This is a genomic window from Burkholderia sp. BDU5, from assembly GCF_001522845.1.
GTDB classification, from domain to species: Bacteria; Pseudomonadota; Gammaproteobacteria; order Burkholderiales; family Burkholderiaceae; genus Burkholderia; species Burkholderia mayonis.
Window position 1 is genome coordinate 70,885 of record NZ_LOWC01000165.1, and the last position, 21,314, is coordinate 92,198.

The following is a 21,314-nucleotide window of genomic DNA, read 5'->3' on the forward strand; positions in this document are numbered from 1 at the left end:
CGGCGCCGGTCGCGCGATGCGCCAGCGCCCGGACGCCGTCGGCGCCGCATCCTGCCATCGCCGCTCAGCCCCGCATACGTTCGCCGCTGCCCTGTACGCAATGGCCGCGCCCCCAGTGCCGCTACGCATGCGGCGGCCTCCTTCTCTCGTGGCACCCGCGGCGCACCGCGCGGCCTTCCGACGGCCCGAAGAAGAGGCGCAATGGCGCATCTCGCGCGTCGCACGCCGCGCGCACGCCGCCTGCGCGAATCGAACGGCCTCGCGCACGCCCGCTTCGACGCGCCGCCCGCGCGCGCCATCCGGCTTCCCCCGCTGCGTACGCTCGGTCACCCATCGCCGCCCTGCGTTCCCGCCCCAATCGCTTCGTTAGAAACTATCGATTGGAAAGCGCGCCATGCGCCCCAATAATGTCGACATGACTCGACGGCCGGCGCCTCGCGCCGCTCGTCTTCCGCTCAACCCGAATCCGAAACCGCCAGGGAACACTATGTCCGTCAGCGCAAACGCCAATCCGCTTCTCGATTTCTCAGGCCTGCCCCGCTTCGGCGAAATTCGCCCCGAGCACGTGACGCCCGCGCTCGACACGCTGCTCGCGAACGCGAACGAAGCCGTCGAGCGCGCCGCACGGCCCGATACGCCGGCGACCTGGGCCGACATCGTCGAGACCATCGAGCATGCGACCGAGCCGCTCGGTCGCGCATGGGGCGTCGTCGGCCACCTGAACGCGGTCGCCGACACGCCCGAGCTGCGCGCCGTCTACGGCGAGAACCTGCCGCGCGTGACCGAGTTCTGGTCGAGCGTCGGCCAGAATCTCGCGCTCTACGAGAAGTACAAGACGATCGCCGCGAGCGCCGCATATCCGACGCTGTCCGCTGAGCGCAAGAAGATCCTCGACAACGCGCTGCGCGACTTCCGCCTGTCGGGCGCCGAGCTGCCGGAAGACCGCAAGCCGCGCTTCGCCGAGCTGCAGGAGCAGCAGGCGGCGCTGTCGAAATCGTTCTCCGATCACGTGCTCGACGCGACCAACGGCTACGCGTATTTCACGCAGAGCGAGGACGAACTGGCCGGCCTGCCCGCCGATGCGATCGCAGCCGCACGCGAAGCCGCGCAGAAGGAAGACAAGGCGGGCTGGAAGTTCACGCTGCACTTCCCGTCGTATTTCCCGGTGCTGCAATACGCGGAGAACCGCGCGATGCGCGAGGCGATGTACCGCGCGTACGTGACGCGCGCGTCCGAGCTCGGCCCGCAATACGGCGACGGCAAGGCCGACTGGGACAACACGACGATCGTCGCCGATCAACTGGCGCTGCGCCGCGAAGAAGCGCAGATGCTCGGCTATCACGACTTCGCCGAGGTATCGCTCGCGCCGAAGATGGCGGAATCGCCGCAGCAGGTGATCGCGTTCCTCGAGGATCTCGCGAAACGCGCACGCCCGTTCGCGGAAAAGGACTGGGACGAGCTGCGCGCGTTCGCGTCGGGCGAGCTCGGCCTCGCGGCGCTCGAGCCGTGGGACGTCGCGTATGCGGCCGAGAAGCTGCGCGAGCGGCGTTACGCGTTCTCCGAGAACGAGGTGAAGCAGTACTTCCCCGAGCCCGCGGTGCTGAAGGGCCTCTTCACCGTCGCCGAGACGCTGTTCGGCGTGAAGATCGCGCGCGACGAAGCGCCCGTCTGGCACGAGGACGTGCGCTTCTTCCGCGTCGAGAATCGCGACGGCTCGCTCATCGCGCAGTTCTATCTCGACCTGTACGCGCGCGAAGGCAAGCGCGGCGGCGCGTGGATGGACGACGCGCGCTCGCGCGCGAAGCGCGGCGACGGCAGCGTCCAGACGCCCGTCGCGTATCTGACCTGCAACTTCTCCGCGCCGATCGGCGGCAAGCCCGCGTGCTTCACGCACGACGAAGTGATCACGCTGTTCCACGAGTTCGGCCACGGGCTGCATCACATGCTGACGCGCGTCGACGAGATCGGCGTATCGGGCATCAACGGCGTCGAATGGGACGCAGTCGAGCTGCCGTCGCAGTTCATGGAGAACTTCTGCTGGGAATGGGACGTGCTGAAGTCGATGTCGTCGCACACGGACACCGGCGAGCCGCTGCCGCGCGCGCTTTTCGACAAGATGCTCGCCGCGAAGAACTTCCAGAGCGGCCTGGGCACGCTGCGCCAGATCGTGTTCTCGATGTTCGACATGCTGCTGCACGTCGACTTCGATCCGACAGGCGAACCTGCGGCAGTCGACGCGACGACGGACGCCCCTGCGGCAGACAACACGAGCGTCAACGACTTCGCGCGCGCGATCAACGAGCGCTTCCACGTGATCCCGCAGGCGCCGTTCTCGCGCTGGCCGAACACGTTCAGCCACATCTTCGCGGGCGGCTATGCGGCCGGCTATTACAGCTACAAGTGGGCGGAAGTGCTGTCCGCCGACGCGTACGCGGCATTCGAGGAAGCCGCCGGCTCCGCGGGCAGCGTGCTCGATTCGACGACGGGCGCGCGCTACCGGCGCGAGATCCTCGAAGTCGGCGGCAGCCGTCCGGCGATGGACTCGTTCAAGGCGTTCCGCGGCCGCGAGCCGAACATCGACGCGCTGCTGCGTCATAGCGGGATGGCCGACGCCGCGCAGGCGCGGGCGTAACGCTCTCGGCGCGGCACGCGCGAGCCCGACGGTCGCACGAGCCGCCGGCTGCGGCGTCCCATCGAGCCTCCGTCAGTCGAAACGAACGGCAACCCGCATCGGCGGGCTGCCGTTTTTTGTCGCCCGCTCTTGTTCATGCGGCGCGCGCCCGTCGAGCGATCACGCGCCGGACGACGTGTCGTTTTCGCCGTCGTCGTCTTCGTCATCGAAGAGCGCGATCTGCCCATGCCGCTCGGCCGTGTCCTCGTCGATCCGCACGCCGACGCCCAACAGCCGCACCGGCTGCTTGCGGCGCACCAGCCCTTTCGCGAGCAGCGCGACCGCCGTCTCGGCATCGGTCGCGTCGGCGACACATTCGACCGTCGTGCGCTGAAAATCCGCGAAGCGGATCTTCACATACAGCTTCCTGATCGAGCGCACCGCCCCTGCCCGCGCGATCCGCGCGTCGAGCAGCACCGTCAATCGCCGGATCTCGGCCGCGCATTGGTCGAGCGTGTCGAGATCCCGGACGTAGGTCGTCTCGACGCTCACCGACTTGCGCTCCTGGTCCGCGCGCACTGGCCGCTCGTCGATGCCGCGCGCGAGCTCGTAGAGCCGCCGGCCGAACGCGCCGAATTCGTGATGCAGATCAAACAGCGACCAGCCGCGCAGCTCGTCGCACGTGCGGATGCCGAGCTTGTCGAGCCGCGCGGCCGTCACCTTGCCGACGCCGTGCAGCTTGCGCACGGGCAGCGCGGCGACGAACGCGTCGACCTCGTGCGGCCGCACGACGAAGAGACCGTCGGGCTTGTTCCAGTCCGACGCGATCTTCGCGATGAACTTGTTCGGCGCGACGCCCGCCGACACCGTGACGCCCACCGTATCGCGCACGCGCTCGCGGATCTCGCGCGCGATCAGCGTGCCGCTGCCCTGGCAGCACGTCGCGCGGCTCACGTCGAGATACGCCTCGTCGAGCGACAGCGGCTCGACGTCGGGCGTGTAGTCGCGATAGATCGCCATGATGAGCCGCGACGCCGCGCGGTACTTGTCCATCGCGGGCGGCAGGATCAGCAGCTCGGGACACTTGCGCATCGCGAGCGCCGACGACATCGCCGAATGCACGCCATAGCGGCGCGCCTCGTAGTTGCAGGTCGCGATCACGCCGCGCTGGTCGGGCCGGCCACCGACCGCGAGCGGGCGGCCGCGCAGCGACGGATCGTCGCGCATCTCGACCGACGCGTAGAAGCAGTCGCAATCGCAATGGATGATCTTGCGCGCGAACGGAGCCGCGTCGCCCGAAGGCGGCGAAAGCGTGTCGGAGGAAGGCGTCGGCTTGTCCAAGGTGCCGATACTGTACAAAAACACAGTGCGCGTTTCAACTGCGCGGTGCGTCATTGCGCACCGCGCATGCGCCGGGGCGCAGACCGCGCCGCTTTGAATACGATGTCCGCGATGCTTCGGGCACGCAACAACGTTGTGACAGCGCGCAAGAGTCCGATGCAGAGAAAGTCGGGGGCCATGCGCCGATCCGAGTGCATCGCTTGCTGGGCAACGAGAACCCGACGAGATGACGCACCGCCCGTTCGACATCGAAAGACGCGATGTGCGAGAGGCGAAACCGGCCGCGGAAAAACAAAAACCCGGCTCGAAAGCCGGGTTTTTGTTTTGACGACTCGCGCATCGGTCATTTGCGCGTGGACATCGCCGAATTTGGTTGCGGGGGTAGGATTTGAACCTACGACCTTCGGGTTATGAGCCCGACGAGCTGCCAGACTGCTCCACCCCGCGTCAAAGAAATAAAAGTATATGGGTTTTAAGCGGACGCGTCAAATCTTATTTCAAACAATTGTCACACATGCCGCCGCGCCCCCGCCGATCGAACTAGTCCGGTCGACCCAGCGACGCAGGCGCGCCCGTTCTCCCGGCGAATAGGCAAGCGCATCGCGCATCCCTACTCTTGAGACGCTCCTCCTCGTCTCGAGAGAATCATCATGGCTGCAACCTCCGCTCCTCCCGCATCGCTCGACAAGCGCGCGATGCCCGTGCTCGCATCGAGCACGATCGCATTCACGCTGTGCTTCGCCGTCTGGATGATGTTCGCGATCCTCGGCATTCCGCTCAAGAAGACCCTCGGCCTGAACGACACCGAATTTGGCCTCGTCGCCGCGATGCCAGTGCTCACCGGATCGCTGATCCGCGTGCCGCTCGGCATCTGGACCGACCGCTACGGCGGCCGCATCGTGTTCTTCATCCTGATGCTCGTCACCGTCGTGCCGATCTGGCTGATCTCGTATGCGACCCAGCTCTGGCAGTTCCTCGTGCTCGGCCTCTTCGTCGGGCTCGCGGGCGGCTCGTTCTCGGTCGGCACGCCGTACGTCGCGCGCTGGTTCCCGAAGGCGCGCCAGGGCCTCGCGATGGGCGTGTTCGGCGCCGGCAACTCGGGCGCCGCCGTCAACAAGTTCGTCGCGCCCGCGCTCATCGCGGCGGCGGGCACGTGGACCATCGTGCCGCGTGTCTATTCGATCGCGATGCTCGTGATGGCGCTCCTCTTCTGGGTGTTCTCCGCGACCGATCCCGCGCACCGCTCGACGAACGCGACGTCGCTGCGCGCGCAGCTGCGCGTGCTGAAGAATCCGCGTGTGTGGCGCTACTCGCAATACTACTCGGTCGTGTTCGGCGGCTACGTCGGGCTGTCGCTTTGGCTCACGCAATACTACGTCGGCGAATACGGCTTCGGCATCCAGTCGGCCGCGTTCCTCGCCGCGTGCTTCTCGCTGCCGGGCGGCGTGCTCCGCGCGATCGGCGGCTGGCTGTCCGACCGCTACGGCGCCTATCGCACCACGTGGTGGGTGATGTGGGTCTGCTGGGTCACGTTCTTCATCCTCAGCTACCCGCCGACCGACTTCACGATCCATGCGGCGCACGGCCCGCTCGGCTTCCATCTCGGCCACACGCCCGTCGCGTTCACCGTGCTGCTGTTCGCGGTCGGCATCGCGATGGCGGTCGGCAAGGCGTCGGTCTTCAAGTTCATCGCCGACGAGTTCCCGGACGACATCGGCGCGGTGTCGGGCGTCGTCGGCCTCGCGGGCGGCCTCGCCGGCTTCGCGCTGCCGATCCTGTTCGGCGCGCTGGTCGACCTGACGGGCGTTCGCTCGACCTGCTTCATGCTGCTCTACGGCGCCGTCAGCGTGAGCCTCGTCTGGATGTACTTCAGCTTCCGCGCCGAGCGTGCGGCGCACGACCAGCGCGTGCTCGCCGCCCGCTCCGCGTGAGCGCCTTCTTCGTCACCTTCGTTCACTCAACGGATTCGATCATGTCCACTTCTCTACTCGTGCGCTGGGATCCCGAAAACCCGGCCTTCTGGCAAGCCAAGGGGCGCCCCGTCGCGTGGCGCAACCTCGCGATCTCGATTCCCGCGCTGATGCTCGCGTTCGTCGTCTGGTCGCTGTGGAGCGTCGTCGTCGTCAATCTCGATCGCGCGGGCTTTCACTTCGGCAAGAACCAGCTGTTCTGGCTCACCGCGCTGCCCGCGCTCTCGGGCGCGACGCTGCGCATCTTCTACTCCTTTCTCGTGCCGATCTTCGGCGGCCGCCGCTTCACCGCGATCTCGACCGCGACCCTCCTGATCCCTGCGCTCGGGATGGGCTTCGCGCTGCGCGATCCGGGCACGGGCTATCCGACGCTCCTCATCCTCGCGCTTCTGTGCGGCTTCGGCGGCGCGAACTTCAGTTCGTCGATGGCGAACATCAGCTTCTTCTTCCCGAAGGCGAAAAAGGGGCTCGCGACCGGGCTCAACGCGGGGATCGGCAACCTCGGCGTGTCGGTCGTGCAGTTCGTCACGCCGCTCGTGATTTCGGCCGGCATCTTCGGCGCGCTCGCAGGCGATCCGCAAACCGCTGTCGCGCACGGCACGACAACGAACCTGTGGTTGCAGAACGCGGGCTTCGTGTGGGTGCCGTTCATCGTCGTCGCGACGCTCGCCGCGTGGTTCGGGATGAACGACATCGCCGACGCGAAGGCGTCGTTCGCCGAGCAGGCGGTGATCTTCCGCCGGCTGCACAACTGGCTGATGTGCTGGCTGTACGTCGGCACCTTCGGCTCGTTCATCGGCTTCTCCGCCGGCTTCGCGCTCCTCACGAAGGCGCTCTTCCCGAACGTGAACCCGACCGCCTACGCGTTCATCGGCCCGCTCGCTGGCGCGCTGATGCGGCCCGTCGGCGGCTGGGTGTCCGACCGGATCGGCGGCGCGCGCGTCACGTTCTGGACGTTCGCCGCGATGATCGCGGCGGTCGCGGGCGTCATCGCGTTCCTGCCGGCGGACGGCGACGCGGGCAACTTCGCGGGCTTCCTCTCGATGTTCATCGTGCTGTTCGCGCTGACGGGCATCGGCAATGGCTCGACGTTCCGGATGATCCCGGTGATCTTCCTGACCGAGCGGCAGCGCGCCGCGCAGGGCCAGGACGAAGCCGCGCAGAAGCAGGCGCTCCTCGACGCCGGCAAGGAATCGGCCGCGGTGCTCGGCTTCTCGGGCGCGATCGGCGCATACGGCGGCTTCTTCATTCCGAAGAGCTTCGGCACGTCGCTCGACATGACAGGTTCGGCCGTGCCCGCGCTCGCGTGCTTCATCGTGTTCTACGTGTCGTGCGTCGCGATCACGTGGTGGTTCTACGCGCGCCGCAACGCGTCGATGCCGTGCTGAACGCGCGCTGACGCCGACCGTTTCCGGATACGGCGCGCTGCGACACGCGGCCGCATTCGCGTGGCTGCATCCAACCCGCATTTCACGAGGGCGCATCGCGCCCTCTAGTTCTTTCGAACTAGTTCTTTTCCCTCCCCTTTCCCGCTCCATCGGCGAATGGGCGCGCAAGCGCACGCGCCGTAATCTCGGAGTGTCCCCTGACACAAGCATTCGCAGCACCCTGGGGCGACCGCGGATGCCCTTGGAGAAACACACGATGAGTCATTTTCTGGATCGGCTGAAGTTCATGTCGCGCGTGAAATCCACGTTCTCCGACGGCCACGGCGCCGTCGTCGACGAGGATCGGCGCTGGGAAAACGGCTACCGCAGCCGCTGGCAGCACGACAAGATCGTCCGCTCGACGCACGGCGTGAACTGCACCGGCTCCTGCTCGTGGAAGGTCTATGTGAAGAACGGCCTCATCACGTGGGAAACCCAGCAGACCGACTATCCGCGCACCCGCGCCGACCTGCCGAATCACGAGCCGCGCGGCTGCCCGCGCGGCGCGTCGTACAGCTGGTACGTCTACTCCGCGCAGCGCGTCAAATACCCGATGATCCGCGGCCGCCTGATGGAGATGTGGCGCGAGGCGCGCAAGACGATGGACCCGATCGCCGCATGGGAATCGATCAGCCAGAATCCCGAGAAGGCGCGCCGCTACAAGAGCGTGCGCGGCCTCGGCGGCTTCGTGCGCGCGGACTGGAACACCGCGACCGAGATCATCGCCGCCGCGAACGCGTACACGATCAAGCGCTACGGGCCGGATCGCGTCGTCGGCTTCTCGCCGATTCCGGCGATGTCGATGGTGTCGTACGCGGCGGGCGCGCGCTATCTGAGCCTCATCGGCGGCGCGTGCCTGTCGTTCTACGACTGGTACTGCGACCTGCCGCCCGCGAGCCCGCAGGTGTGGGGCGAGCAGACCGACGTGCCCGAATCGGCCGACTGGTACAACTCGAGCTACCTGCTCGTCTGGGGCTCGAACGTGCCGCAGACGCGCACCCCCGACGCCCACTTCTACACCGAGGTCCGCTACAAGGGGACGAAGACGGTCGCGATCTCGTCCGACTACGGCGAGATGGTCAAGTTCGGCGACATCTGGCTCGCGCCGAAGCAAGGCACCGACGCCGCGCTCGCGATGGCGATGGGCCACGTCGTGCTGAAGGAATTCCACGCGGCCGGCAAGTCCGCGTACTTCCGCGACTACGTGAAGCAGTACACGGACATGCCGATGCTCGTGCTGCTGCGCGAGCGCGACGGCATGCGCGTGCCCGATCACTTCCTGCGCGCGTCGCATCTCGCCGACTCGCTCGCCGAAGCGAATCATCCCGAATGGAAGACGCTCGCGATCGACGCCGCGACGGGCGACATCGTCGCGCCGAACGGCTCGATCGGCTTTCGCTGGGGCGAAGCCGCGCACAACGGCGGCGAGAAGGTCGGCCGCTGGAATCTCGAAATGAAGGACGGCGGCAGCGGTCGCGCGATCGATCCGAAGCTGTCGCTCGTCGACGCGCACGATGAAGTCGTCGACGTCAGCTTCCCCTACTTCGGCGGCGAGCACGAATCGCTGCTCGCCCGCCGCGTGCCCGCGAAGCGCGTCGCACTCGCCGACGGCACGACCGCGCTCGTCGCGACCGTCTATGACCTGCAGATGGCGAACTACGGCGTCGACCAGGGCCTGGGCGGACCGAACGTCGCGGCGAGCTTCGACGACGACGTACCGTACACGCCCGCGTGGCAGGAAAAGCACACGGGCGTCGCGCGCCATCTCGTGATCCAGGTCGCGCGCGAGTTCGCCGACAACGCGGACAGAACGCGCGGCAAGAGCATGGTGATCGTCGGCGCGGCGCTCAACCACTGGTATCACAACGACATGATCTACCGCGGCATCATCAACCTCCTGATGATGTGCGGCTGCATCGGCCAGAGCGGCGGCGGCTGGGCGCACTACGTCGGCCAGGAGAAGCTGCGTCCGCAGTTCGGCTGGGCGCCGCTCGCGTTCGCGCTCGACTGGTCGCGCCCGCCGCGCCAGATGAACGGCACGTCGTTCTTCTACAGCCACACGAGCCAATGGCGCCATGAAAAGCTCGCGGTCGACGAGATCCTCGGGCCGACCGCCGATCGTTCGAAGTACGAAGGCATGACGCTGCTCGACCTGAACGCGAAGTCCGAGCGGATGGGCTGGCTGCCGTCGGCGCCGCAGCTCGAAAGAAATCCGCTCGACGTCGTCGACGAAGCCGAGCGCGCGGGCAAGGAGCCCGTCGCATACGCGGTCGAGATGCTGAAGAGCGGCAAGCTCGCGTTCGCGTGCGACGATCCCGACAATCCCGCGAACTTCCCGCGCAACATGTTCGTGTGGCGCTCGAACATTCTCGGCAGCTCGGGCAAGGGGCACGAGTACTTCCTCAAGTATCTGCTCGGCACGCAGAACGCGCTCTTCAGCGACGAGGCCGATGCGCTGAAGCCGTCCGAAGTGAACGTGCGCGACGCGGCCGAAGGCAAGCTCGATCTGCTCACGGTGCTCGACTTCCGGATGAGCACGACGTGCCTGTACGGCGACATCGTGCTGCCGACCGCGACCTGGTACGAGAAGGACGACCTCAACACGTCGGACATGCATCCGTTCATCCACCCGCTGTCCGAAGCCGTGCAGCCGCTGTGGGAGAGCAAGACCGACTGGGAGATCTACAAGACGATCGCAAAGAAGTTCAGCGAGATCGCGGGCCCGTACCTCGGCACGCGGCGCGACCTCGTCTGCACGCCGCTCATGCACGACACGCCGGGCGAGCTCGGCCAGCCGTTCGAGCCGAAGGACTGGCGCCGCGGCGAATGCGACCTGATCCCCGGCAAGACCGCGCCGTCGATGACGGTCGTCGAGCGCAATTACGGCGACATCTACAAGAAGTTCACGTCGATCGGGCCGCTCCTCGACAAGCTCGGCAACGGCGGCAAGGGGATCAACTGGAACACCGAGCACGAGATGAAGGAGATCGGCGCGCTGTCCGACACGGTCGCCGAGCCCGGCGTGAGCCGCGGCCGCCCGCGCCTCGACACCGCGATCGACGCGGCCGAGATGATCCTCACGTTCGCGCCGGAAACGAACGGCCACGTCGCGGTGAAGGCATGGGACGCCCTCTCGAAGATCACGGGCCGCGATCACGCGCATCTCGCGATCGGCCGCGAGCACGACAAGATCCGCTTTCGCGACGTGCAGGCGCAGCCCCGCAAGATTATCTCGGCGCCGACGTGGTCCGGCCTCGAATCGGAGGAAGTCAGCTACAACGCCGGCTACACGAACGTCCACGAGCTGATTCCATGGCGCACGCTGACGGGCCGCCAGCAGTTCTATCAGGACCATCGCTGGATGCTCGACTTCGGCGAAGGCTCGTGCGCGTACCGGCCGGCGATCGACACCAAGACGGTCGCGCCGCTGCACAAGCGGATGCCGAACGGCCAGCCGGAGCTCGTGCTGAACTGGATCACGCCGCACCAGAAATGGGGCATCCACTCGACCTACTCGGACAACCTGCGGATGCTGACGCTGTCGCGGGGCGGCCCGCACGTGTGGATCTCGGAGGCCGAAGCGCAGCAGGCAGGCATCAGCGACAACGACTGGGTCGAGGTGTTCAACGTGAACGGCACGCTGACCGCGCGCGCGGTCGTGTCGCAGCGCGTGCCGGCCGGCATGTGCCTCATGTACCACGCGCAGGAAAAGATCGTGAACGTGCCGGGCGCGGAAACGAGCGGCAAGCGCGGCGGGATTCACAACTCGGTCACGCGCACCGTGACGAAGCCGACGCACATGATCGGCGGCTACGCGCAGCAGGCGTACGGCTTCAACTACTACGGAACGGTCGGCAGCAACCGCGACGAATACGTGATCGTGCGCAAGATGAACCGGGTGGACTGGCTCGAGGAGCCGCTTAACGAAGGAGCAGCACAATGAAGATCCGCGCACAAGTGGCGATGGTGCTCAATCTCGACAAATGCATCGGATGCCACACCTGCTCCGTCACCTGCAAGAACGTGTGGACGTCGCGCGACGGCGTCGAGTACGCGTGGTTCAACAACGTCGAGACGAAGCCGGGCGTCGGCTATCCGCGCGAGTGGGAAAACCAGGACAAATGGCAAGGCGGCTGGAAGCGCAACGACGCGGGCAAGCTCGAGCCGCGCCAGGGCGGCAAGCTGAAGATCCTCGCGAACATCTTCGCGAATCCCAACCTTCCCGGCATCGACGACTACTACGAGCCGTTCACGTACGACTACGCGCATCTGCAGAACGCGCCGCTGTCGCAGACGCCGCCGACCGCGCGCCCGGTCTCCGCGATCACCGGCCAGAAGATGGACAAGATCGAATGGGGGCCGAACTGGGAAGACGATCTCGGCGGCGAGTTCAAGTCGCGCGGCCGCGACAAGCTGTTCGAGGACGTGCAGAAAGAGATGTACTCGACGTTCGAGAACACCTTCATGATGTACCTGCCGCGCCTTTGCGAGCACTGCCTGAATCCGGCGTGCGTCGCGTCGTGCCCGTCCGGCTCCGTCTACAAGCGCGAGGACGACGGGATCGTGCTCGTCGACCAGGACAAGTGCCGCGGTTGGCGGATGTGCATCTCGGGCTGCCCGTACAAGAAGATCTACTTCAACTGGCAAACCGGCAAGGCCGAGAAGTGCGTGTTCTGCTTCCCGCGCATCGAGGCCGGGCAGCCGACCGTCTGCTCGGAAACCTGCGTCGGCCGCATCCGCTATCTCGGCGTGATGCTGTATGACGCGGACCGCATCGAGCAGGCGGCGTCGATCGCCGATCCGCAGAAGCTCTACGAAGAGCAGCTCGCGGTGTTCGTCGATCCGCACGATCCGGCGATCGAGCGTCAGGCGCTCGCGGACGGCGTCCCGCAAAGCTGGATCGACGCAGCGAAGCGCTCGCCCGTCTACCGGATGGCATGCGAATGGAAGGTCGCGTTCCCGCTGCATCCGGAATACCGGACGCTGCCGATGGTGTGGTACGTGCCGCCCCTGTCGCCGATCCAGGGCGCCGCACAGTCGGGCCACATGGGGATGAACGGCGTGATCCCGGACGTGCGCAGCCTGCGGATTCCGCTGCGCTATCTCGCGAACCTGCTGACCGCGGGCGACGAAGCGCCGGTCGCCGCGGCGCTCGACCGGATGCTCGCGATGCGCGCGTACAAGCGCGCGCAGACCGTGCACGGCGAGCACGACGCGCAGGTGCTCGCGCAGGTCGGACTCACCGCCGAGCAGGTCGAGGACATGTATCAGTTGATGGCGATCGCGAACTACGAGGGCCGCTTCGTGATTCCGTCGTCGCACAAGGAAATGGCAGAAGACAGCTTCGACGAGAAAGGCAGTTGCGGCTTCTCGTTCGGCAACGGCTGCTCGGGCGGCACGTCGGACGGCACGCTGTTCGGCCGCAAGAAGGAAACGGCGGTGTCGTACGCGGCGCTGCCGACCGTCACGCGCAAAAAAGCGAGCGCCGCATGAGCGCATCGCACGAGGAAAACGTCATGTCGATCTATCCGGTTCTGTCCGCCCTGCTGATCTATCCGGAGCAGGCGTTGCTCGACGCGCTGCCCGACGTCGAGCGCGCGCTCGACGCGTTCCCCGACGCGCGCTCGACGCTCGCGCCGCTCGTCGCGTCGCTGCGCGCGACGCCCTTGATCGAGCTGCAGGAGCGCTATGTCGCGACGTTCGACCGCACGCCATCGCACTCACTGCATCTGTTCGAGCACGTGCACGGGGAAAGCCGCGACCGCGGCCAGGCAATGGTCGATCTGCTCGACGAATACCGCCGTCACGGCTTCGAGCCGGTCGGCAACGAGCTGCCCGATTACGTGCCGCTCTTCGTCGAATTCCTCGGCGCGATCGCGGGCGACGGCGACAGCGAGCACGCGGCGCGCCTGCTCGGCGACGCGATCGACGTGCTCGCCGCGCTCGGCGAGCGCCTCGCTCGCGCGCAGAGCCCGTATGCGGCCGCGTTCGCGGTGCTGCGCGCGCTGAGCCCGGTCGAGCCGCAGCCCGTCGCCGAGCCGCCGCCGCGCACGATGGACGAGGCGCTCGAGCGCTTCGGCCCCGGCCACGACGGCGTCGAGCCGCTGCTCGCGCCCGCGGCGAGCGCGTCGCTCACTCAGCCGATCCGCTTTCATCCGCCGCGCCGCGCGGCGACGCCCGCTCCCCGCACGTGACGCGGGGCGTCGCGAACCCGTTTCGAGGTTACGTCATGGATTATCTGAATAGTTTCGTCTACGGCATCTATCCGTACATCGCCGCCGCCATCTTCCTGTTCGGCAGCCTCGCTCGCTTCGAGCGCGAGCAATACACGTGGAAGTCCGACAGCTCGCAGCTCTTGCATCGCGGTGCGCTGCGCACAGGCAACATCCTGTTCCACATCGGCGTGCTCGGGCTGTTCTTCGGGCATCTCGTCGGGCTGCTCACGCCCGTCGCGGTGTGGGACGCGCTCGGCGTCACCCATCATCTCAAGCAGCTCGTCGCGATGACGGCGGGCGGCGTGATGGGCTCGCTCGCGCTCGTCGGCCTCGCGATCCTGCTGCATCGGCGCCTGACGAACGCGCGCATCGCCGCCGTCACGCGCCGCGGCGACAAGGTGCTGCTCGCATGGCTGCTGATCACGCTCGTGCTCGGGCTGTCGACGATCCTCGAATCGGCGAGCCACACCGACGGCCATCTGATGGTGCAGTTGATGACGTGGGCGCAGCACATCGTCACGTTCCGCGGCGACGCAGCGAGCTTTGTCGCCGATGCGCCGTGGCTCTTCAAGGCGCATCTGTTCATGGGCATCTCGCTCTTCGCGATCTTCCCGTTCACGCGACTCGTTCACGTGTGGAGCGGCTTCGCGTCGGTCACGTATGTCGGCCGCGCATGGCAGCTCGTGCGCGCGCGCCGCTAGGGTCCATTCCCGCTTCACGTTGGAGGGTCGGAGCTAATCGATCACGGCGCGCCGGCGAGTGCGCCGCGATGCCTCACGTGCCGCTATGTCGCAGCGGGAGCGCAACATTCGGCAGGACAATTGTCATGTCCAAAAAAAACATGACGTGCTATGGCTCCCGCTCTCCCCGACTCCGCCGCCCCGTGGCGGCACCGCCTGTCGACGCGAATCGTCGCGCTGTCGGCGATCGCGTGGGCGCTCGTCCTCTCGATGGTGGGCGGCACGCTGTGGCTGTCGTGGCAGCTCGAAGGCGCGGGCGCGGCGATCAACGATGCCGGCAGCCTGCGGATGCGCGCGACGCGCACGTACGTCGAGCTGTCGGGCTCGGGCATCGAGCCGCAGCGCCAGCTCACGGCCGAAGTCGACGCGGTCGACGGCACGCTCGCGCGGCTGCGCCGCGGCGATCCGTCGCGGCCCCTCTTCCTGCCGAACACGACCGTCATCCAGCATCAGCTCGACATCGTCACCGATCGCTGGAACGCCGCGCTGCGGCCGCTCGCCGCCGCGGCGCTGACGGGCGCGCCGCGGCCTGACGCGGCCGCCGCCTATCTCGTCGCGCTGCCGGGCTTCGTCGACGAAGCCGATCTGCTCGTGCGCGAGATCGAATCGGACAACGCGCGCAAGACGACATGGCTGCGCCTGTCGCAGATCGGGCTCGGCCTGCTCGCGTGCTCGGGCACCGTCGCCGTCATCTACCTGCTGTTCCTGTGGATCATCCTGCCCGTGATGCAGCTGCGCGACGGCCTGAAGCGCATGGCCGCGCGCGAATTCGCCGTGCGGCTGCCCGTGCAGACGCGCGACGAGTTCGGCGATCTCGCGCGCGGCTTCAACCGGATGGCGAGCGAACTGCAGGAGCTGTACGCGGGGCTCGAAGAGCGCGTGCAGCAGAAGACCGCGCAGCTCGCCGCGCAGAACCGCGAGCTCACCGCGCTCTACGAAATCACCGCATTCCTGAATCGCCCGCAAGCCGTCGACGCGTTGTGCGCGGGATTCCTGTCGCGCGCGATCGCGCAGTTCGACGCCGACGCGGGCAGCATCCGCGTCACCGATCCGGCGGGCGAGAAGCTGCATCTCGTGATCGCCGAAGGACTGTCGACCGAACTCACCGATCTCGAACGCTGCATGTCGGTCGACGACTGCTTCTGCGGCACTGCGACGCGCGCGGAGACGGCCGTACTGCACGACCTGCGCGGCAGCGCCGCGCGCGCGCCGACGCCGTGCTCGCGCGAAGGCTTCGCGGCCGTCGCCGTGTTCAAGGTGATGACGCAGGACGCGGTGCTGGGCTCGTTCTCGCTGCACTACCGCGACGCGTCGCGGCTGCCCGACGCCGAGCGTCGCGTGCTCGAGACGCTCGGCCGCCATCTCGGGATCGCGCTCGATCACGTGCGTCTGTCCGCGAGCGCGCGGCAGCTCGCCGTCGCCGAAGAGCGCAATCTCGTCGCGCAAGGACTGCACGACAGCATCGCGCAGAGCCTCAACTTCGTGAACCTGCAGACGCAGATGCTCGGCGATGCGATCACGCACGACAACCTCGTCGATGCGCGCGAAATCGTGCCGATGCTCAAGCACGGCATCGAGCAGAGCTACGCGGACGTGCGCGAGCTGCTCCTCAACTTCCGCACGCGCCTCACGCAAGGCGAGCTGAAGGCGGCGATCGAGGAAACGATCGCGCGCTTCGAGAAGCAGACGCGCATCGCATGCGATCTCGACTATCGCGAGACGGGCGGCGCGCCGCTGCCGCCCGACGAGCAGTTGCAGGTGCTGTTCATCCTGCAGGAAGCGCTGTCGAACGTGCGCAAGCACGCGCATGCGCGGCATGTCGCGGTCGACGTCGAGAACGGCGCCGCGTTCAGGCTGTCCGTCGCCGACGACGGCTGCGGCTACGATCCGGCCGCGCTCGCCGCGCGCGCCGACACGCACATCGGACTCACGATCATGCGAGAGCGCGCCGCCCGCCTGCGCGCGACGCTCACGTTGACAGGTGCGCCGCAGCGCGGCGCGCGCGTCGAGCTGGTGTTGCCGGCCGACGCGCGACAGGCGGCATAGACACAAGAACGAGGACAAGCATCATGACCATACGCGTACTGTTGATCGACGACCACACACTCTTTCGCAACGGCGTCAAGCTGCTGCTGCAACGCCAGCCGGATTTCGAAGTCGTCGACGAAGCGTCCGACGGCGTCGAGGGTGTGAAGCGCGCGAAGCAGCATCAGCCCGACGTGATCCTGCTCGACCTGAACATGCCGGGGTTGTCCGGGCTCGAGACGCTGCAGTTGCTCGTGCAGGACGTGCCGTCGGCGCACGTCGTGATCCTCACGGTGTCGGAGGACGCCGAAGAGCTGACGACCGCGCTGCGTGACGGCGCGTGCGGCTTCCTCGTGAAGAACATCGACGCGGAGACGCTCGTCGCGGGCATTCGCAAGGCGGCCGCGGGCGAGCCCGTGATCGCCGAGAGCATGACCGCGAAATGGATCGCGAGCCTGCGCGCGCCGCAGGCGGCGACACGGCTCGCGCAGGCCGCCGCGCCCGCTTCCGTCTCGCATGCATCGCTCGATCCCGACCAGTTGACGCCGCGCGAGCACGACATCGTGCGCGCGCTCGCGCGCGGCACGAGCAACAAGGAAATCGCGCGCGAGTTCGACGTCGCCGAGAGCACGGTGAAGATCCACGTGCAGAACATCCTGAAGAAGCTGAATCTGACGAGCCGCGTGCAGATCGCGGTCTATGCGGTCGAGCGCGGGCTGACCGCGCCGCATCCGGCCGAAGCATGACGCGGCGCCCGACGACAGCGCGCGGACACGCATTGCCGTGACGCCCGCGCAGCGGTGCGTCGCGCCGCGCAGCGACGCGTCCATTCGCGAACGACGACGCGACCGCGCCGATCCTCATTCTTCTTTCGCACAACGAGACAACATCCGCAAGAAAAGGCACGCGCGAGCCGCCGTCCCCTCTTCGGCTCGCGCCGAAGCCGACCGAAAGTGAGACGCCCGCCTCGCCGCCATGCGCATTCGTAACGAACGCGCCCGCCCGTCGACGGCCTGCCGAAAGCGATGAAAGCGGCAAGCAACGTGCGCGAGCATGGCGTCGCCCGCCTGATCGCCTCGCCCCGACAGGCGGCCGCCGTCCGCGACGCCGGCCGCCGCCCCTTCCCTCCGGCACGCAACCACGCTTTCCGGTCGCCGCAGGCGGCTCGCGGTAAGATGACGGCCTTACGCATCCTGCCGATCCGCCCATGAGAATTGCCACCTGGAACGTCAACTCCCTGAACGTGCGCAAGCAGCACGTGCTCGACTGGCTCGCGCAGAGCGACGTCGATGTGCTGTGCCTGCAGGAGCTCAAGATCCCCGACGAGAAATTCCCGCGCGCCGATTTCGAAGCGGCCGGCTACCGCAGTTGGTTCGCGGGCCAGAAGACCTACAACGGCGTCGCGATCCTCGCGCGCGCGAGCCTGCCGTTCGACGAGACACACATCGTGCGCAACATCCCCGGCTTCGAAGACGCGCAGCAGCGCCTGATCGCCGCGACGATCGACGGCGTGCGGATCGTGTCCGCGTACTTCCCGAACGGCCAGGCGCTCGACTCGGACAAGTTCGTCTACAAGATGCAATGGCTCGACGCGCTGCAGGCATGGCTGAAGGACGAGATGCAGCGCTACCCGAAGCTCGCGCTGCTAGGCGACTACAACATCGCGCCCGAGGATCGCGACGTGCACGATCCTGCGAAATGGGAAGGCCAGAACCTCGTGTCGCCGCAGGAGCGCGCGCACTTCGCGCAGCTTCTCTCGCTCGGCTTCATCGATGCGTTCCGCCGCTTCGATCAGCCGGGGAAGACGTTCACGTGGTGGGATTACCGAATGCTCGCGTTCCGCCGCAACGCCGGACTCCGGATCGATCACATCCTGCTGTCGCCCGCGCTCGCCGACACCTGCACGAGTTGCACGGTCGACCGCGTGCCACGCACGTGGGAGCAGCCGTCCGATCACACGCCCGTCGTCGCGCAGATCGGTTGAGCTCGCGCACGGCAATCGTCGCGCGCGTCGACGCACGGCGGCGCCGCGCGCGATGACGCGGCGCATGCGCCGAGCGCCGCACCGTACCCATACATCGGCGAGCGCATCGCCATCCCACGCAAACGGGGCGCTCCAGGCGCCCCGTTTTCTCTTGTCGATCGATGCGGACGCCGCATGCACGGCCCGCATCGCACCACATCGGATCACGATTCGAGATGCAGTTCCTGGATCTTGCGCGTGATCGTGTTGCGGCCGATGCCGAGCCGCTCCGCCGCCTCGACCTTGCGGCCGCGCGTGAAGTCGAGCGCCTCGCGGATCACCGCGGCTTCGAAGCGGCGCGCGAGCGCATCCATCACGTCGGCCGAGTTCTCGCGCAGCAAGCGCGCGACCTCGGTGCGCAACCCGTGCTCCCACAGCGGATGTCCGGCGGTCGTGCCCGCCGCCGCGGGCGCGCTCGCCAAGACGGGCGCGGCGACGGCCACGCTTGCCGCCTGCGGCTCGGCCGCGCCGTTGCCGGCGACGACGGACGTGTTTGCGATCACCACGGCTTCCGCCGGCGCCACGCCGCCCGACGCCGTCTGCGTCGCGACGAGATCGGGCGGCAGGTCCTTGATCTCGACCGTCTGCGCGGGCGCCATCACCGTCAGCCAGTTCGCGAGGTTCTCGAGCTGCCGGACGTTGCCCGGAAACGGCAGCGACGTCAGATACGCGAGCGCCTCGTCCGACACGCGCTTCGGCTCGACGCCGAGGTCGCGCGCGCTCTTCTGCAGGAAGTGACGCGTAAGGAGCGCAATGTCCTCGCTGCGTTCGCGCAATGGCGGCAGCCGCAGCCGGATCACGTTCAGCCGGTGATACAAGTCCTCGCGGAACAGGCCCTGCCGCACGCGCGCCTCGAGATTCTGGTGCGTCGCCGCGATCACGCGCACGTTCGAGCGCAGCGGGCTGTGACCGCCGACGCGATAGAACTGCCCGTCCGACAGCACGCGCAGCAGGCGCGTCTGCAGATCGAACGGCATGTCGCCGATTTCGTCGAGGAACAGCGTGCCGTTCTCGGCCTGCTCGAAGCGGCCCTGGCGCGTCGTCTGCGCGCCCGTGAACGCGCCGCGCTCGTGGCCGAACAGTTCGGACTCCAGCAGGTCCTTCGGGATCGCCGCCGTGTTGAGCGCGATGAACGGCCCGTTCGCACGCGGGCTGTGCCGATGCAGCGCGCGCGCGACGAGCTCCTTGCCGGTGCCCGACTCGCCCGTGATCAGCACGGTCGCGGCCGAATGCGACAGCCGCCCGATCGCGCGGAACATGTCCTGCATCGCGGGCGCCTGGCCGAGCATCTCGGGCGCTTCGGCAAGCTTGTCGTCGTCGGGCACGCCGCCGCGCAGGCTCTCTTCGACCGCGCGCCGGATCAGTTCGACCGCCTTGTCGACGTCGAACGGCTTCGCGAGGTATTCGAACGCGCCGCCCTGGAAAGCCGCGACCGCGCTGTCCAGATCCGAAAACGCCGTCATGATGATGACGGGCAGTCCCGGCAGCCGGTCGTGCATCGCCTGCAGCAGCTCGAGTCCCGAGCCGCCCGGCATCCGGATGTCGGATACGAGCACCTGCGGCGTTTCCAGGTCGAGCGCGGCGAGCGCTTCGCGCACGTTCGCGAAGCTCCTCGTCGCGAAGCTCTCGCGCGCGAGCGCTTTCTCGAGCACCCAGCGGATCGATTGATCGTCGTCTACTATCCAGATCGGCTTCATGGTCGGTCAGAGGTATGGAGAATCGCTGCGCCGCCGCTCAATGATCGAGCGGCAGCAAAATCTGAAATTCGGTGCGGCCCGGCCGGCTGTCCACTTCGATCATCCCGTCGTGCTGCTGAATGAACGTCTGCGCGAGCGTGAGCCCGAGCCCGCTGCCGTCGTCGCGGCCGGACACGAGCGGATAGAAGATCCGGTCGCGAATGTCGTCTGGAATGCCGGGGCCGTTGTCGATCACGTGCAAGTCCAGTGCCAGCTTGTACAGGCGCTTCGCGATCGTCACCTTGCGCGCGACGCGCGTGCGCAGCTCGATCCTCGCGTCGCCCTGCGCGATCCGCTCGCGCAGCGCCTGCGCCGCGTTGCGCACGATGTTCAGGAGCGCCTGGATCAGCTGCTCCTTGTCGCCGCGCAGATCGGGCACGCTCACGTCGTAGTCGCGCTCGATCGTGAGGCCGCGCGGGAATTCCGCGAGCATCACCGCGCGCACCCGCTCGCACACTTCGTGGATGTTCACATCGCCGACGATGTGCGGATGGCGATGCGGCTCGAGCAGGCGATCGACGAGCGTCTGCAGCCGGTCCGATTCCTTGATGATCACCTGTGTGTACTCGCGCAACTCGTCGCGCTCGCGCTCGCCGAGCTCGAACTCGAGCAGTTGCGCGGCGCCGCGGATCCCGCCGAGCGGGTTCTTGATCTCGTGCGCGAGATTGCGGATCAATTGCTTGTTGACGGCCGTGAGGTCGTGAATCCGCTCCTCGCGGTCGGTGCGCGACTGCCGCTCGTTCTCGAACAGCTCGACGAGCACGAAGTCGGGCGCGCCTTCGAGAAAGCCGACGATCGCGTGCACGTGCAGCGGCTCGCGGCCCGGGCGGTCGAGCACGGTGTCGAGATGGGTCGCATGAAAACGCTCTTCGCCGATCGCGGTGATCGTCGTCGCGAGCTCGTTCGCATTCGGGAAGATCTCGCCCCACGGCATCTGCGACAACTGCCGGCGCGAGATGTCGAGCATCGCCTCCGCCGACGGATTGGCGAACGCGATCCTGAGCGTGCGCCGGTCGAGCACGAGCACGACCGTCGGCAGCGCTTCCAGCCCCGTGAGGAGTCCCGAGCGCACGAGCCGGTCGTCGTCCGACAGGCGCTCCGGATGGCCGGCCCTGGCCTTGATCAGATTCTTCAGAACCATCTTGCGTGGATGCCGTGTCAAAAACCGCCGTGACGGGCGGAACAAAAAGGGGACGGCGTCACGCCGTCCCCTTTCAAGGTCCGAT

General features: G+C 67.4%; 13 protein-coding genes and 1 tRNA gene. 10 read left to right on the top strand and 4 right to left on the bottom strand.

Annotated elements, in window-relative coordinates; translation table 11 throughout:
- Window positions 1-487: 487 nt before the first annotated feature.
- A complete protein-coding gene (locus WS69_RS27205; RefSeq protein WP_059473745.1) occupies window positions 488-2,632 on the top strand; it encodes a M3 family metallopeptidase in 2,145 nt (714 codons plus the stop codon).
- 159 nt (window positions 2,633-2,791) lie between these two features.
- On the opposite strand, the gene dinB is transcribed toward WS69_RS27205, so the two are convergent.
- On the bottom strand, window positions 2,792-3,952 hold the full coding sequence (gene dinB / locus WS69_RS27210) for a DNA polymerase IV (protein WP_082716530.1): 1,161 nt from the start codon (window positions 3,950-3,952) through the stop codon (window positions 2,792-2,794).
- A gap of 370 nt (window positions 3,953-4,322) precedes the next feature.
- Window positions 4,323-4,399, bottom strand: a tRNA-Met gene (locus WS69_RS27215).
- A gap of 203 nt (window positions 4,400-4,602) precedes the next feature.
- On the opposite strand from WS69_RS27215, the gene WS69_RS27220 reads away from it, so the two are divergent.
- The 9 genes from WS69_RS27220 to xth all read left to right on the top strand — a co-directional run bounded on the left by WS69_RS27220 (window position 4,603) and on the right by xth (window position 18,313).
- Window positions 4,603-5,883 (top strand): MFS transporter, encoded by a 1,281-nt coding sequence (locus WS69_RS27220; protein WP_059473746.1) that lies wholly within the window; start codon window positions 4,603-4,605, stop codon window positions 5,881-5,883.
- Window positions 5,884-5,924: 41 nt separating this feature from the next.
- Entirely contained in the window at window positions 5,925-7,310 is a 1,386-nt protein-coding gene (locus tag WS69_RS27225; RefSeq protein ID WP_059473747.1) for a NarK family nitrate/nitrite MFS transporter, read from the top strand.
- Window positions 7,311-7,566: 256 nt separating this feature from the next.
- Window positions 7,567-11,292 (top strand): nitrate reductase subunit alpha, encoded by a 3,726-nt coding sequence (locus WS69_RS27230; protein ID WP_059473776.1) that lies wholly within the window; start codon window positions 7,567-7,569, stop codon window positions 11,290-11,292.
- Window positions 11,289-12,842, top strand: coding sequence for a nitrate reductase subunit beta (gene narH / locus WS69_RS27235; RefSeq protein ID WP_059473748.1), 1,554 nt, complete (start codon window positions 11,289-11,291; stop codon window positions 12,840-12,842). The genes WS69_RS27230 and narH overlap by 4 nt, the downstream gene beginning before the upstream one ends.
- On the top strand, window positions 12,839-13,543 hold the full coding sequence (narJ, locus tag WS69_RS27240) for a nitrate reductase molybdenum cofactor assembly chaperone (protein WP_059473749.1): 705 nt from the start codon (window positions 12,839-12,841) through the stop codon (window positions 13,541-13,543). Before narH ends, narJ begins: the two co-directional genes overlap by 4 nt.
- A gap of 35 nt (window positions 13,544-13,578) precedes the next feature.
- The gene (narI, locus tag WS69_RS27245) at window positions 13,579-14,265 is read left to right on the top strand and encodes a respiratory nitrate reductase subunit gamma (protein WP_059473750.1); all 687 of its coding nucleotides are present in this window, start codon (window positions 13,579-13,581) and stop codon (window positions 14,263-14,265) included.
- A gap of 150 nt (window positions 14,266-14,415) precedes the next feature.
- Window positions 14,416-16,350: a type IV pili methyl-accepting chemotaxis transducer N-terminal domain-containing protein gene (locus WS69_RS27250; RefSeq protein ID WP_059473751.1), complete on the top strand. Its 1,935-nt coding sequence runs from the start codon at window positions 14,416-14,418 to the stop codon at window positions 16,348-16,350.
- A gap of 23 nt (window positions 16,351-16,373) precedes the next feature.
- On the top strand, window positions 16,374-17,075 hold the full coding sequence (locus WS69_RS27255) for a response regulator (RefSeq protein ID WP_059473752.1): 702 nt from the start codon (window positions 16,374-16,376) through the stop codon (window positions 17,073-17,075).
- A gap of 461 nt (window positions 17,076-17,536) precedes the next feature.
- Entirely contained in the window at window positions 17,537-18,313 is a 777-nt protein-coding gene (xth, locus tag WS69_RS27260) for an exodeoxyribonuclease III (protein ID WP_059473753.1), read from the top strand.
- Window positions 18,314-18,516: 203 nt separating this feature from the next.
- On the opposite strand, the gene ntrC is transcribed toward xth, so the two are convergent.
- A complete protein-coding gene (ntrC, locus tag WS69_RS27265; protein ID WP_059473754.1) occupies window positions 18,517-20,049 on the bottom strand; it encodes a nitrogen regulation protein NR(I) in 1,533 nt (510 codons plus the stop codon).
- 37 nt (window positions 20,050-20,086) lie between these two features.
- Entirely contained in the window at window positions 20,087-21,229 is a 1,143-nt protein-coding gene (gene glnL / locus WS69_RS27270) for a nitrogen regulation protein NR(II) (RefSeq protein WP_059473755.1), read from the bottom strand.
- Between the last annotated feature and the right edge of the window lie 85 nt (window positions 21,230-21,314).

What these genes read in the sequence shown, in the direction of transcription:
- WS69_RS27205 (WP_059473745.1), top strand. Translation starts at nt 488, where the DNA reads ATGTCCGTCAGCGCAAACGCCAATCCGCTTCTCGATTTCTCAGGCCTG.
- WS69_RS27220 (WP_059473746.1), top strand. Translation starts at nt 4,603, where the DNA reads ATGGCTGCAACCTCCGCTCCTCCCGCATCGCTCGACAAGCGCGCGATG.
- WS69_RS27225 (WP_059473747.1), top strand. Translation starts at nt 5,925, where the DNA reads ATGTCCACTTCTCTACTCGTGCGCTGGGATCCCGAAAACCCGGCCTTC.
- WS69_RS27230 (WP_059473776.1), top strand. Translation starts at nt 7,567, where the DNA reads ATGAGTCATTTTCTGGATCGGCTGAAGTTCATGTCGCGCGTGAAATCC.
- narH (WP_059473748.1), top strand. Translation starts at nt 11,289, where the DNA reads ATGAAGATCCGCGCACAAGTGGCGATGGTGCTCAATCTCGACAAATGC.
- narJ (WP_059473749.1), top strand. Translation starts at nt 12,839, where the DNA reads ATGAGCGCATCGCACGAGGAAAACGTCATGTCGATCTATCCGGTTCTG.
- narI (WP_059473750.1), top strand. Translation starts at nt 13,579, where the DNA reads ATGGATTATCTGAATAGTTTCGTCTACGGCATCTATCCGTACATCGCC.
- WS69_RS27250 (WP_059473751.1), top strand. Translation starts at nt 14,416, where the DNA reads ATGGCTCCCGCTCTCCCCGACTCCGCCGCCCCGTGGCGGCACCGCCTG.
- WS69_RS27255 (WP_059473752.1), top strand. Translation starts at nt 16,374, where the DNA reads ATGACCATACGCGTACTGTTGATCGACGACCACACACTCTTTCGCAAC.
- xth (WP_059473753.1), top strand. Translation starts at nt 17,537, where the DNA reads ATGAGAATTGCCACCTGGAACGTCAACTCCCTGAACGTGCGCAAGCAG.
- ntrC (WP_059473754.1), bottom strand. Translation starts at nt 20,049, where the DNA reads ATGAAGCCGATCTGGATAGTAGACGACGATCAATCGATCCGCTGGGTG.
- glnL (WP_059473755.1), bottom strand. Translation starts at nt 21,229, where the DNA reads ATGGTTCTGAAGAATCTGATCAAGGCCAGGGCCGGCCATCCGGAGCGC.